The sequence below is a fragment of the Brevibacillus laterosporus genome (assembly GCA_007833815.1).
GTDB lineage: Bacteria > Bacillota > Bacilli > Brevibacillales > Brevibacillaceae > Brevibacillus_B > Brevibacillus_B laterosporus_D.
The window spans coordinates 3,384,722-3,400,130 of sequence record CP033464.1 but is presented as its reverse complement, the minus strand read 5'-3'; the positions used below and the strand labels follow the sequence as shown (position 1 = coordinate 3,400,130).

Below are 15,409 nucleotides of genomic sequence, written 5' to 3'. Positions count from 1 at the left end.
TCATGACCCCCCTAACAAGTTATATGTGTCACTCGGAATAACCGAGTTTCTACCACTGTAGGACTGACAAAGAAGAAGGCCGAGTCATGCATATTCTGCATGTACTCGGCCCACGACCCAAGTAATGATCTCTTGTTTATTTCATTGATGGTGATGTTGAGTAAAATCTAGCTATCTATCGGGAATAGGAGTCATCAAAGTAGGTTTTGTTTGAGCGTCGCCTTCCATATCTATAGTGGAAGGGAGTGGTGTCTGTGGTGTCTGTAGCTTTATTCGTTCTATTTCAATCTGTTGAATAGCCATTTGTAACGCTTTTTCTTCTGGTGACACAGGGGTAGTATGATAGCAATCTTCTAGCTGCTTCCCTACCAGGGAGGGTACTTCCTTAAAAGTAGCAAAAACAGTTACTCCTGTCATTATCTTGCATCTGGTAATAGAGCCATTCAGATCAGTAGTAAGTATCACGACAGAGCCAATCGAGAATCTGCTTTTCTGCACTCCAACTCCCAGAAAACCAGCGCTTTGTTGTCTCATCTCACTCATGTTCTGACGATAATGTTTCATTTGTCGGATTGTAAAGTAGATTTGACAGAGCCACATCCCAATAAAAAATAGTATGAGTGCTCCCCACAAACTCATTCTCGCTCACCTCATTACATTTGTTCTTGTTGCTTACAATTGTAAATTGAAAGCGTTTACTTGTCAAAGGATTTTTTAAAAAAGAAAAACGAACCCATCTATTATTGGTTCGTTTTATTGAGAATATAACTTATTTTGGCTGTTTTAGACCAAATTGGTTGCCATCTTCATCTCTGAAAAAACCAAAGATACCAAACGCCATCTCATTTGGCTTATCAACGTCTACTCCTTTTGCTTGCAAATCCTCACTAAGCTTATAAATATCGTCACATTCAAACACGATCGATGGTTTTAATTCCGCCCAGTTACTCATCATAGCTTTTGGATAAAGAACTAAACGTGTCTGGGCATTTTCTGGACCTACTTCCATCCATGTTGCTTTGGGGCCCATGGAGAAATTTGCATAAACGATAAATCCCATTTTCTCTGTCCAGAAAGGTAATGCTTTTTGTTGGTCTTCCACATATACACCTACTGTAGATATCTGCTTGATCATATGTACCACCTAATTTCCCTTTGTTAGAAGATATGTTGCCCTTGTATCATATGAGAAATTCTATTCTCCTCGCAAGTCCTACTAGAGAGAAAAAACTTCCCAATTATTCTGGGAAGTCTTTACTAGTTGATAGTGAATATTTGTTTTCCTCTTACATTCCTTTTTTTAATTCTCCAGAACGGATAAGCTGTACAACTATTTCAATATCCCCCTCCAATGCTCTGTCACGATCCACAAACGGCACATGCATGCGGATCATTTTATAAATCTTAGAAGTTTGTAGTGACATTTTTTCAATGTCACGTAAATCTAATGCTTGACAAAGTGCAATGAGGTGGATCGCCGCTACATGTTGGGTTAATTCTACAATTGTACGTGCATCACGTGATGCAATTGTACCCATACTCACTTTATCTTGATTATGAGCTTCTGTAGAACGTGAAAACACACTGACGGGATTGCTCATTTTCAAAGCTTCAGCGGTTAAAGCTGAGCTTGCAATTTGCATACCTTTAAATCCATGATGCAAACCTAGTTCATAATCATCACTGTTAAAACGTTGAATTAAATTAGGGGTCAAATTCTTATTGAATTTTTCGTCGACCACCAGTTGCAATTGACGATCCAACAAATCTGCAATATTGGCGACCGAAACTTTTAACGAATCCATTGCTTGTACGACATGACCGCCATAAAAATTACCGCCATTGTAAACTTCACGCGTATCAATATCAAAAATGGGATTATCGTTTGTTGAATTAATTTCGACTTCTAGCCATTTTTTCACCCAATCTAATGTGTCATACAGCACGCCGGTAACATGCGGTGCGCATCGGATCGAATATCGGTCCTGAATGCTCTGCGTTAATTCCACATAAGATTTTGAATTCATTTTTTCATTAATTCCAAGAATTTGCGAATATTCTTTGGATAACTGGGAGCCCTCTAATATGGTGTATATATTTTTCGCACTTACCATTTGACCAAGGTGTGGTTTTTGTTCATGAATGAACGAATAAAAATGTCCACGATTCCCTAGCAGCGCTTCTGAAGCCATAGCTGTACAAATATCAGCTACAAATGCGATTTCTTCAGCATCTGTATACGCTAAACAAGCAAATGCAGACATAAAAGAAGTTCCATTCACTAAGGCAAGCCCTTCCTTGGCTTCCAAAGTTAAAGGCATGAGAGCCTCAGCTTCAAGTGCTTCTTTTACCTCACACTGTTTCCCTTTATACAACACTTTTCCTTCTCCAACTAGGATTGAGGCAACATAACTTAACGGAACTAAATCGCCACTTGCTCCAACAGAACCACGCTCAGGAATAATCGGGGTAATTCCTTTTTCCAAATATGCTACCAGCTGATGAATCACATCCATACGTACAGCTGAATTCCCTTTCACCAAACAATTCGTACGTATTAACATGGTTGCCCGTGCCACGCTTTCATCTGCTACAGGACCAACCCCGCACGATAGAAATTTAATAAGATTTCGTTGCAAATCCCATGTTTTCTCAGCAGATATTTGTCTATTTACACTGTCCCCAAATCCAGTCGTAACTCCGTATATAGGATGCTGCTTGTTGATAATTTCATGTTTTAACTCATTGCACTTTACAATACGCTCTATTGCTTCATCCGAAATTAAAAATGAAAATGATTTAGAGTCACCTTTTGCTACATGGGCAACATCTGCAATTGTTAAATCATTCCCGTTTAATATCATTGTTTGTTGATTGTCTTGAATCTGGTCTTGCTGCTCTATTTCTGTAAATATTAATTCACTCATAGTCACTCTATCCTCTCTATCTGTAAATAGTTTCTAGCCTATTGCTCAATTTCTTGAAGAAATGAGCATAGAGTGGAAATTTTCACCTGATCATCATCCATGACAGAAGAAATAAATTTCTTGAAAATACTACTCAACTTCACAATCGTTTCTTTATCAAAAATATCACCATTAAATTCAAAGATAGGCAAAATACCATTCTTTCGATCTTCCTCAACATACAAAGCAAGATCGAACTTTGAGATTTTCTTTTCTGTATAGTAGTGACTCATTTGTAAACCATGTAAATTAATTTCATTTGTGGACTCACCAAAATGAATCGTAGTGCTCTGTCTAGGCCACTTCTGGATGGAGAAGCATGTTTGAAAAAGTGGCGTTAGTCCGACATGTAAATCTTGATCTTCCATCATAAGTGTCATCGGATAATCTTGATAAGCTAGATATTGATTAATTTGCTCATCAACAAAATGCACGAGCTCAGAGTACGTGACATCTTTTGGCATTTTCAATCGTAAGGGAAGTAAATTGATAAAAACGCCACACGTATTATAATAGCTTGTCGATGCTCGTCCATATCTAGGTGTTCCAATTACGATTTCTTCTTGTTTAGAAAAACCATGTAAAAAAGCAAAGTATAGGGATAGAAGAACTCGATCAAGTGTTGTATCTTTTTCCTGACAATAAGCAAATACCTGATTGCTCAATGGTTGCTCAAGGCGAAACGATACAGTACCTCCTTTATAAGAACGAACATCCGGAAACTCTCGATCTGCTGGGAGCTTAAGTACGGGTAGCTCTCCTGACAGCTTTTCTTTCCAAAATAAACGCTGTTTTTCCCCTTCTGAACTTTCTAGCATCTCGTTTTGTGCTGTAACAAAGTCTGAAAACTGTCGCCTAATTGGAGTAAGCTCAACCGCGTTTCCTTCTAATAAATGCTTGTATATCAATCCAAAATCATCGATTGTAAGAGAAGCAGACCATCCATCAACAGCAACATGATGCCATACTAAAAGTAAGATAAAATCATGATCTGAAAAACGTAGCAATCTAATTCTAAAGGGAGGGTTTTCTTCTAGTTTAAAAGGACGATATGTTTCTTCACGTAAAAACTGTGTTACTACTTCTTCCTCCCAATTACTAGCTTCAATTAATTCAAAATCCAAAATAGCCTCATCGTAAACTTTATGTACCGGTTCATCCTCCATAATAAAATTGGTGCGGTACATCTCATGTCGCTTGATAACTTGTAAAAAAGCTTCCTTCATTACATCTATGTTGACGGGTGAATGTATACGATAAAGCACTTTTTCATTGTTTCCATATGATTCTGGAAACAATGCAAAGTGTTCATAAAAAACACTTTGCATTTTTGATAAAGGATACGTTTTAATCACATTTTTTTTCATCATTGTATTCATCCCCTAATCTTGTTCGTTTACATATTGGGTAAAAATCCGATTAAACTCTTCATAATGTGTGATATTACATCCATGACCACCGTTCATCTCGACTAATGTCGCATGTGGTATTTTCGTTACTAATTGATTCGTTTGATAGTAAAAACCCATGATGTCTTTTTTAGCTGACACAATTAATGTTGGCACAGAAATATCTGCAAGTATGTTGTACGTATTCAAGTTACCTTCTCTTGCAATCTCGCTATATCGCAGTACAACAGGATTAACAAATTCGCTATGCTGAATCAATTCATACGCGCCTTTTCGATAATTAATATGAAAATCTAGTTTAAATGCATCTTTTAATGATTGTTCATCCCATAATTGATCCAATTCGCAAAAACTTGTTACCAATGTTAACGAAACAGCTTTTTGCGGAAAATTCGCCACAAAGGTCTGTGCTATCATTCCTCCCCAAGAAGTCCCTACCACATGGAGAGGTGTAGGTATACGTAATATGTCTAACACTTCAGATACCGTATTGGAAATACCATGAAAGGAAAGATCACCATTGTCTTCACTTAATCCTACTCCTGGCGGATGAATAATAATGAATTGATAATCCTCTCTCAATTCTTTGATTTGGTAGTACCATTGGGAAGCAGTTAAACCAAAACCGCAAAATAACAGAACATATTTCTTCCCTTTTCCGCAAACAACAACTTCAACCTGTCTAGATGTTTGAGTCTGAACGAGTACATGCTGTATGTCATTCTCTTTTTCCACGAATGACTGAAGCTCTGCCACACTCGTTTTATGCTTACTGAGTCGCTGTCCAGCCTTGATGTTATGCCAGTATGTTTTAAGATCATCAGGAAAAGTAAAATCATCTATGCAAATTCTCGTTATGATACTTTCTCCTTCTTGTTGCTCTTGTACTTGTTCTACAAATTCTGCGTTCAGCGTTTGGATTTGATTCCTGATTTTACTTTCCTCTCCATATAACACGATGGTTTGAGTGTTTTTTTGTGATAATATATGATCCAACGCCACTAATCCTTCTCTACTTGGTAATACGGACAGACCAGTTGAGGCAGTCATCATTTGTAACAAGTCGTCTTCGAGCTGCATTCCTCCATCTGCCCATAATGGCCAGTTGATCGTAAGGGTTTGACCACATCTCTTGCCGCTGTTTACATGCTCTTGTCGCTCTACAGCAAATAAATCCATAGATGCATTAGCGCAAGCATAATCAGCTTGGCCTACATTTCCCATAATGGCTGAAACAGATGAAAATAGTACGAAAAACTCCAGCTCATCATCCTGAGTGACCTGATCTAGATTCCATACCCCGCTCCATTTAGGTAAAAGTACATCTTGTAATTCATTCGTATTTTTTTGAATAAGCAATCGATCTTTTATGACACCAGCACAATGGAAAACACCTTTGATCGGACCTAAATCTTCTCTAATGGAATGAAAGGCTTGTACCGTTTCCGTTCTTTCACATAAATCTACTTCCAGATAGCGTACATCTACTCCCATTTCCATTAAGTGATAGATTTGTTGTTGTTTTGTTGCATCCAGTTTGGAACGCCCTAATAAGGCAAGTTTGACATTCCCTTGCTTTGCAATATGATTTGCAACCAAATAACCTAAGCCACCTAAACCGCCTGTAATGACATATACACCATTTTCCAGCCCATGCTGGGGGAGAAAGTTAGCTTTAGCATCCATTTCTCTTAGCTGATGAACATACCTTATCAAGTCCTTTCCTCGATAATGAATGCTTACCGTCCCTTTTTCATGATAACGTGCCTCTTTTTCAAGCAAGGCTGTGATTACTTGTGTAGAATGATCATTCAGCGTATCCATTTTAATCAATTGGCTGTGAATTTTTGGTTGTTCTAAGTAAGCTGTCCTGACCATTCCTTCTAATGCATCAGCATATTTGTCTTCCTCACTAGAATCCGTGACAATCTGTAGCAGAATTTCTGTTGTCATTTTGTTCTGTAATAGTGCTTGAATGTGTTGTAAACATTGCTTGCACTTGTCTTGAAATTGCTCTACAACATCCGCTTTATCTGATCTCAGCGCTATCACAGTCTCAAGATTCAATTGTTGCTTTATTTCAGATTGTAATTTTATAGAATCATGAAATAGAAGTACAACATGATTGCGTTTTATAGTGGCACGTTTATTTTTATTCAACTCCATCTTTTTCCAGTTTCGTTCAAAATAAAGTATGTTAGCTTGATGTTCTTGTAAACTGCTCGTCATAGGAGGCACAGCTATTTCATGTGTATTCGCATCCGTACCATGGAAAAAAGAGGACGCCCAGTTTTCTTGTAAATATTGAGATAAACTTTCCACAGTCGAATATTCAAATAAAAGCGTTGGATATAGGGTTGAATCTACTTTTTTCTCCAGTACTTTTACAAGGCTTAACAATTGTGTTGAATCTAATCCCAATTCATAAAAGCCTGTGTGTATCTGGATTTCCTTAGGATTCGTTTTTAATACTGAGGCAATTTCTTGTTGTAGGTAAGAATGTATGGAACTCACTTGTATTTCAGGAGGATTAAAAATACTATGTTCTTTTACAAAGGCATGCTTAAAGTTGTCTTGTAAATATTGAGATAAACTTTCCACAGTCGAATATTCGAATAAAAGCGTTGGATACAGAGCTACTTTTACTTTATTCTCCAATATTTTTACAAGACCTAATAATTGCGTTGAATCTAATCCCAACTCATAAAAGCCTGTGTTCGTGTGAATGCTGTTCACATTCATTTTCAAAACGTTTGCTATTTCTTGTTGCAGGTACATTTGAATAGATGATTTGCTAGAAGTATCTCTTTGTTGGTTTATTACATCCGCCTGTTGTATCATCTCTTCCGCTTGTTTATGCGAACGATCGATTGGGCGATCGCTCTTTGTCATATTCGTTTGAAAGGTTTGCGTTTCAATTAATTTTTTGATGAGTTGTGGCTCTCTAACTCGTTTTACAGTAAATTTATTATATTCAGCTAACACATCACCCCCTTCATTAAAAATCGTAATATCACGAGAAACAACATCTGGAGCTGACGATATATTTCCATGTATTTCGGTTTGTTCCGTATAGGTATAAACTGTTTTTGGAAGAGACTCATAGATACAAAACCGTTCAAGCATAAATGGTATATAAGGCGTATTCTCCTGAAAAATATTGTACTGCATGTCACTCACCATAAAAGATGCCCCAGACAAACATGATCCATCTAGAAAAGCGGCATGTGCATAAAATTTATCTAGGTAAGATTCTGCTAATTTACTAAGTTCAAGTTTCATTAATTCTTTATGACCCCATTGATACACCGTGCCTTCCGTTTTCATGAATGTGTCATGTTGAATTTTCGTTTTTCGCACTAAATCATACATTTGATCCATATCCCACTGCTTGGTTGAATGATTCATAAATGCTTGAATATCTAATTTTTCGTGTTTTTTCCCATTATCCATAACATACATGAAGCATTCCATATTGACTTCCATTTGCTGATCTATAACCAAATCATCTTTTACTTTTTGACTTGTAATCGTTACTTTCCAATAGGATTCCATAGGCGTAAAAGTGACGTATATATTTTTGTCGAAATGCTCTGATGTCACAATGGGTTGTTTGAACAAAACTTGTCTTAACTCAATTGGTTGTTTATCTAAATAAAGAGCAGCTACTCGATAAACCATATCCATCAGAGCTAGACCTGGAACAGCACAAATGCCATGAACGCGATGATCTTGTACTAAATAATGACTATGGTACAGTCGCTGTAAAAACGTCTCCTGTGTTTGTATTTGATTCATATCATTCATTCTCCCCTACGCTCAACTCGGATAGGCTCATAATAAGCAAGGTTTTGTTCCATTCTTCTGTTATCCTCTTCTAATTGCTGTAAATAACTTGCATCTTTCTTTCCTTCTGGCCAGTACCTTTTTCTTTGAAATAAAATGTTTGGATTTATACTTTCCAGAGGCACTCGATGTGTCAAAGGTATTCCTTCATTACTCACAATAATGTGAGCATTGTTTCCGCCCAATCCAAATGCACTAAGCCCTGCCCGTAAAACGTCATACGTACTCGTCCATTTCATTGACTCTTGTACGATAAAAAATGGTGATTCTTCAAAATGAAAACGTGGATTCGGGTGTTCACAATGTAGTGTTGCGGGAAGCTCTTCATGGACAAGTGATAACAGTACCTTAATAAAACTGGCTATTCCTGCTGCACTCATCAGGTGTCCGATGTTACTTTTCACACTACCTACACCACAATATTGTCTTTGCAAGGTGTGTTTCTTAAATACCTGGGTCAATGCTTTTAATTCGATAGGATCACCGATCAAAGTACCCGTGCCATGTGTCTCCACATAACTTATGGTTTCTGGGTTTATCTTTGCGTCAACAATGGCTTTTTCGATTAATTCCCGCTGTGCCTCTGGATTTGGTGTGGTTATTCCCATTGTGTTGCCATCATTATTAATGGATGACCCATCAATAACGCCATATATTTTGTTTTGATCCCGGATTGCTTGTTGTAGCGGCTTTAGAATAAGTACCCCGCATCCTTCTCCTAGACCTATTCCATTTGCTTTTGCACTAAACGTTTTGCAACGCCCATCTCGTGATAATACATTAGCTGCACTCAAAGCAACGTAAGGGGTTTCATCTAATAGGATGTCCACTCCTCCTGCTAAAGCAAGCTCACTCTCCCCATTTTGAATGCTTCTTACAGCGAGATGTATAGCTGTTAACGAGCTTGAGCAAGCCGTGTCTATCACCATGTTAGGTCCTTTAAAGTTATATACATGAGATAAATGCGCCGCAATGAAATTTTGCCCGGTCCCAACAATGGTATCTTTATTGCTTTGATCCAATTTTTGCGTAAAATTACTAGCTCGAGCTCCTACGAAGACCCCGACCTGTTTATTCCATAAGTCTTTTTCTTTATAGCCTGCATCAAGGATCGCCTCTGCGCTCACTTCTAATAATTGCCGTTGAAGCGGATCAATTTGGGAAGCTAATGATTCTGATACGTGGAAATAATCAGGATCGAACTCTTCTATTGAATGTAAGAAGGCCCCCCATTTACTTATGCTTTTTCCTTTTGTGTAATCGTTTGAAGTATAAAGCTTCTCAATATCCCAACGTGATTTTGGTATTTCACGGATACTGTCTTTTCCCATTTTTAGATTTTCCCAATATTCTCTTGCATTCCTTGCATCAGGAAAATGACAAGCTATACCGACTACCGCAATTTTTTCTTTATCATTACTCGTATTTGCATGACCTTTCATTTTCTCTTGTGGTTTAGGCACAACAATATGTTCAGATTCAATAAGCATTGATTTTAATTCAGGATTTTTGCTTTTGATCGAGAATATTGTTTCCAGAACTTCTGAGTAGGTCTCAATCAAATAAGCAGCTAAACTCCCTATGGTCGGATATTCCAACAAAACAGACGGATCTAGAGCTACAATTTTTAATTCACGATCCATTCTTGTGATGATTTGTGCCAATAATATGGAATCCATGCCGTATTCTTGAAACAAGATGTCAGCTTCAAACAACGAGGGATCTAGCATTAATTCTTTGGAAAATAAAGTAACTAACCATAATGTAGTTTTTTGCATAAGCTCATCTTGATCCAGTTCCACATAATGGAGGATTTCTGGTCTCATTTGAACATGATTTTCACCAATATCTTTACTCTTGGTCTGCATTAGCTGTTTTGGATTCCATATCTGTGATTGAATAACTGCGGGAAGAACAACGGGCCCCATCTTCTTCGCTATTATACGATCCAAAAGAGATAGTCCCTCTTCATTTGTCATACTGAGCATCCCTGTTTGCTCATAGGAACTACTTTTCACTTCTCCCATACCGGTCTCTTTCCAGCTCGGCCATTGTATGCTCACAATTGGGCAGGAATAGGCTACAGATTCACTAAAATAGTCCATGTAAGCATTTGCCATCGCATAGTCACTTTGACCTGTTCCTAAGCTTGGAACAATGGCAGAAACAGATGAGAACAATACAAAGAACTGTAGTGGTTCATCCTTTACGCTTTGATATATTACGTTTAGACCTTGAATCTTAGGTTCCATCACTTTTTTGATCGTTTCAGATGACTTCCGTATAAATGCAGGATTTTCCATATCTACAGAACCTGCACAATGAATGACTCCACCAATCGGACCCATGGAAAGCTTAATATGTTCCATGCTTTTTCGCACTTCATCCTCATCCGATAAGGAAACAGACAATACTTGAATGTGAGCTCCTAGACGTTCCAATTGTTCAATAGATCTGATTTTTTGAGCTGTAGATGAATGATGTTCCTTGTATAACTCCCATTCTTCACGTGGCGGCAGTACCTCTCGCCCCGTTAAAACAATACGAGTAACACCATAATTTTCGACAAAATGTTTGGCACATAATAATCCGAGCCCTCTAGTTCCTCCTGTAATCCATAGCACATGTGAATGAGGGAACACCTGTTTTTGACCCTTTATGTCTATTTCATCTTCTATTACATCAAGATAAGCTCGGTAACGTTGCCCATCACGGTAACAAACCTCTACATCCTGACTTTGTGCAAAAAATTCCGAAACAATTTGTTCTGCAAGTATAGAATCTTCAAGATGCCTCTCTATATCCATATGTCTGGAACGAACCTGGCTGTATTCACTTTGCAATGTACGGTACAATCCAACACGTGAAGCTCCAGCCAAATTTACGGAATCATTTTTAAGGGATTCTAGCCCTTTTGTGACACATAAAAGCATCATGTCATCTCTTTTCCCTACTCCAATTAGGTTTTGGAGAGTGGATATCCAATGCTGATCCGCCGAATCTTCAGAGCCACATCCAGTTACATCAATAATACCTGCATACTTTTTCCATTCCTCTTCTGAATGACTTGAGTGTGGTTTCAGCGTATGCACATTCATCATCCGAGTATTAGCAATACGTTCAGAAACATACTTTGCTAACTGCTCCGTTGCACTCGTTGTCAAAATACCAATCGTTCCCTTTAATTCTTTGGTTCCATCCGTTGAAAAGGATTGCCACTGTTTTTTAACAAAGCAATTTTTACGTGATTGTATTTTATTATCATGATTAGACTCTCTGGGAGCTATTACAGCTTCAGGTGTTATACCATCTCCAGATTGAGGAATCCAATATCGTTCTTTCGCAAAGGGATACGTGGGTAAACTCATCCGACGTGGCTTGTTCTTCCCATATAATTTGTTCCAGTCGAAACTCAATCCCTTGACCCATAAGTGAAGCAATTTGGAATATTTTTTACGCTCGATCCACTTTTGAATAGCCTCTTGCAATTCTTCATCTGCAAGGAAGATTGATACAGTCTCTTTATTTCTTTTCACTTGCCCCTGATACACATCTTCCAAATTTACTTGATCATTAATATATCCTCGTATCTTCTCTTCTAAGTCCTTCATAGAACTTACAATCATTCCTACCCGTTCTTCCATGGCTTCTCTTCCTACTTGAAATGTATACGCCATACTTTCTAAATCACGATCAGAATAGTTTTGCTCCTGAATTGTAACTAACAATTGTTTCGCTTGGTCCTTAAGACGATCTTCATTTTTGGCAGAGAGAACAATAATTACCGGGCTCTTTTGATGAGAAATAGTAGATTGTACTTCATCACTTGAAATAAATTCTTCCACGATTACGTGAGCATTCGCTCCTCCAGCACCAAAGGATGATATGCCTGCAATTCTTGGACACTCTCTTATTATTCCATTTATTTCCACTACAGGTCTTTTCCATTCCGTAAGCTCTTGTTGAACAGCAAAAGGAGTTTTAGCAAAATTGATATTCGGATTTAATTCCTTAGCATGTAAACTTGGCGCAAGCTTCTGGTGCTTCATCTGGAGAACAATTTTAGTTAATCCTGCAATACCTGCAGCAGCTTCCAAATGACCAATATTACTCTTAACAGAACCAATTGCACAAAAATTCGTATCTTGTGTATCTTTTCCAAAGGCCTGATTGAGCCCTGTTATTTCAATAGGATCGCCTAATTCCGTTCCTGTTCCATGCGCTTCTATATAACTAATGGTGCGAGCATTTATCCCTGCTCTCTCTATTGCTTCTCGAACGAGTTCACCTTGTGCTACTGGATTTGGCACTGTATACCCATTTGTTTTCCCTCCATGATTAATACTCGTTGCACGAATTAAAGCATGAATATGATCTCCATCTTCCATCGCCTTTGAGAGAGGTTTTAATAGGAATGACCCTACACCTTCACCAGGAACAAAACCATCAGCAGCTTGTCCGAAGCTTTTGCATTTGCCCTCAGCTGAAAGCATTTGTTGCCCGCATAATTGAACATAATTAGATGGATGTAAATATAAATTGACTCCACCAACTATAGCCATTTCACATTCCCCATGACGGATATGTTCGCAAGCTTCATGTATGGCTGTAAGAGAGGAAGAACACATCGTATCAATTGGCATACTTGGGCCCCTCAGGTTAAGCAAATAAGAAACTCGATTCGCAATCGAACTAAACGAGGTATAAGGGAACAACTCCTCTCCCTCTTTCCATAACTGCGGACCGTATAACTGAAAACCTGTTTTCGTGATGCCAGCAAAAACACCCACTCGTCCCTTATGTTGCACAGTTAGTTGTTCCTTCGTGTACCCCGCATCCTCTAAGGCTTCCCAACAAGACTGAATGAATAAACGTTCCTGCGGATCCATATTCATCGCTTCACGAGGTGAAATAGAAAAAAATAAGGGATCAAAGCTTGCAAAATCTTGTATAAAACCGCCCCACTTGCTATAGCTTTTCCCTTTCGCAAAAGCTTCTTTTCGATCAGCATCATAGAAATTTTCTGTCGACCAGCGTTCTTCCGGAATTTCTACAATACAATCCTTCCCTTGTGCAAGATTGTTCCAATATTGTTGAAGGTTGCTTGCCTGTGGATAGTGTCCACTCATTCCAATGATCGCAATCGGTTCACGTTGATTTTGTTGTATCTGATTCACTGGTACGTGACGAGAAAATTGTTTTTTTCTTATACTAGAAACCGGAGTGGGTAATTCTTTTTTCACCCCATGATTTACTTCAGGTACCTGAGCACCTACTTTCATTTCCTGTGTTAGCCCTGTCCATTCCATACACTGTTCTCGGAAATGGAGTGTAAAATATTTAGTTAATTCCTCTATTGTTTGATACTCGTAGAAAATTGTTTTGGAGCATTCTCCAAAAATACGTTCAAGCTTTTGATTCAATTCAATGATGACAAGTGAATCAATTCCATATCGATCTAAAGACTCCGAAGCATCAATTTGATCAATGCTCAGCTTTAATTGTTCACCCAGCATTCTTCTAAATTTGGTCATCGTTTTTTCTTCTAATGTATCCAGATCGACTTGGATAACAGTTTGTTCTAAGGAAGGTTTCTCTTTTTTCATTTCCTTCGTTACGAAATAAGATCGTAGCTTTGGCAAATTCCCCTCCATGAGCACCAATCTATTCTTCTTAGATGTAAACATTTGGTATATATTCTCAATGCCTGTTTTGGTTTCAATTCCAATCATACCAGTACTTTGCAGTAGCATCTTTTCCGTTTCTAGGTGAACATGCATGCCGCCTTCTTTCCAAAGCGGCCAGTTAATGGAGAATGTTTGGCCTTTGCGTTCATTTACATTGACCAAATGATTTCGATACTCAGCATAGCAATCCATAAATGCATTACCCATAGCATAATCTGCTTGCCCTGGATTACCTATTGCTCCCGACATTGATGAGAAGAAAAGGAAAAAATCCAAATGTAGGTCTTTGGTAGCTTCATCCAAGTAAATGGAACCAGCTACTTTAGGAGCCAAGACATTTTTTACTTCTTCAACGCTTTTCTTTAAAATAAAATTATCCTGAATGATTCCAGCACTATGAATAATCCCATTCAAGCTTCCAAATTCTTGTATCAATCGTTTAACTAAATGATCCACTGCATCTTTTCTCGTTATGTCAACTTGCTTATAGATGATTCTAGCATCCAATGTTTGCAGTTCCTTCAGCTTTGCTAGCTTCTCCCCACTCAATTCAGATCGACCCGTAAGAAGCAAGGTTCCATTTCTTATCTTACGCGCAATTTCTTCTGCAAAAATAAGTCCTAGCCCACCAGCTCCACCTGTAATAAGGTAGACTCCCCCATCTTTCCAAGGAATCGTAACATTTTGCTTTAAAATTTCCATTTCATTCCAACTTGCTACCTGTCGTTTTCCTTTGACATATCGAATATGAATATCCTCTGGACTTTGTTTGTTGTTCATTATTTTTTCGATCAGTTCTGTTTGTTCATCTTCCTGATCTACTTCAATCATTTGTCCAATGAGTTTTGGATTTTCCAGTCTTGCTGTTTTTAATAGTCCTACCAGTCCTGAAAAAACCTGCTGTTCTCCTTGATGTGAACCTACAATTTGAAGCAATACATGGGTATTTGGTTTAGATCGGATGATCTGTTGCACTGTTTCAAAAGCTTGAACTGCATAAGCTTCGAATCGTTGCTCTATCCTACTAGCTTCCGAACGCAGACAAATAAAAGTGACTTCATTTGTTTGTGCTGCCATATGCCCCTGTAGCGCTTCAAAAGGTTCGCAGAGCATGACGATATGCTTGTGGTAACTCGGTATGATCTCCTTTTGAATAATCGCTTGTTCCCTCCAAACTGGTTCAAGCGATATCCTACCTATTTGTTCCTGTCCTTGTACGGAATGGCCTTCTGTTTCCAACGCTGTTAACATAAGTCCAATCATACGTATGCAAACCAAGCCGTTATCATCAATCAGATCAATATCAACTTTTAGCGTTTCATTATCAACCATGCAAGCTTCACTGGATCGCACACGAGACCACATTCTTGTTGAACACGATCGTAGAACTTCTATTTTTTCTAGGGTAACTGGTATAGCTTCCTTGAGGAAAACGTTTGTTACTACCTGTGCAACCGTAGGAAACATAAGAGATATCTGTAATGCAGCATCCATTACACTT

At 38.2% G+C, this 15,409-nt stretch carries 6 protein-coding genes; all 6 read right to left on the bottom strand.

The genetic code is table 11. The annotated features are described in order from the left end of the window. Positions 1–171: 171 nt before the first annotated feature. The 6 genes from EEL30_17540 to EEL30_17515 all read right to left on the bottom strand — a co-directional run bounded on the left by EEL30_17540 (position 172) and on the right by EEL30_17515 (position 15,240). Positions 172–639, bottom strand: coding sequence for a transcriptional regulator (locus tag EEL30_17540; protein QDX93938.1), 468 nt, complete (start codon positions 637–639; stop codon positions 172–174). 130 nt (positions 640–769) lie between these two features. After that, a complete protein-coding gene (locus EEL30_17535; GenBank protein QDX93937.1) occupies positions 770–1,135 on the bottom strand; it encodes a VOC family protein in 366 nt (121 codons plus the stop codon). A gap of 151 nt (positions 1,136–1,286) precedes the next feature. Continuing rightward, positions 1,287–2,927 carry an aromatic amino acid lyase gene (locus tag EEL30_17530; protein ID QDX93936.1) on the bottom strand — a complete coding sequence of 547 codons (1,641 nt, stop codon included), beginning with the start codon at positions 2,925–2,927 and terminating at the stop codon, positions 1,287–1,289. Between the two features lie 38 nt (positions 2,928–2,965). Beyond that, on the bottom strand, positions 2,966–4,336 hold the full coding sequence (locus tag EEL30_17525; GenBank protein QDX93935.1) for a surfactin synthase subunit 1: 1,371 nt from the start codon (positions 4,334–4,336) through the stop codon (positions 2,966–2,968). A 12-nt stretch (positions 4,337–4,348) separates the two neighbouring features. Then, positions 4,349–8,173, bottom strand: a complete 3,825-nt coding sequence (locus tag EEL30_17520; protein QDX93934.1) for an alpha/beta fold hydrolase — start codon at positions 8,171–8,173, stop codon at positions 4,349–4,351. Between the two features lie 5 nt (positions 8,174–8,178). Then, positions 8,179–15,240: an SDR family NAD(P)-dependent oxidoreductase gene (locus tag EEL30_17515; protein QDX95806.1), complete on the bottom strand. Its 7,062-nt coding sequence runs from the start codon at positions 15,238–15,240 to the stop codon at positions 8,179–8,181. Positions 15,241–15,409 lie beyond the last annotated feature (169 nt).

Excerpts from the sequence above, each read along its gene's own strand:
- EEL30_17540 (QDX93938.1), bottom strand. The coding sequence starts at position 639 with ATGAGTTTGTGGGGAGCACTCATACTATTTTTTATTGGGATGTGGCTC.
- EEL30_17520 (QDX93934.1), bottom strand. The coding sequence starts at position 8,173 with ATGAATCAAATACAAACACAGGAGACGTTTTTACAGCGACTGTACCAT.
- EEL30_17530 (QDX93936.1), bottom strand. The coding sequence starts at position 2,927 with ATGAGTGAATTAATATTTACAGAAATAGAGCAGCAAGACCAGATTCAA.
- EEL30_17525 (QDX93935.1), bottom strand. The coding sequence starts at position 4,336 with ATGATGAAAAAAAATGTGATTAAAACGTATCCTTTATCAAAAATGCAA.
- EEL30_17515 (QDX95806.1), bottom strand. The coding sequence starts at position 15,240 with ATGGTTGATAATGAAACGCTAAAAGTTGATATTGATCTGATTGATGAT.
- EEL30_17535 (QDX93937.1), bottom strand. The coding sequence starts at position 1,135 with ATGATCAAGCAGATATCTACAGTAGGTGTATATGTGGAAGACCAACAA.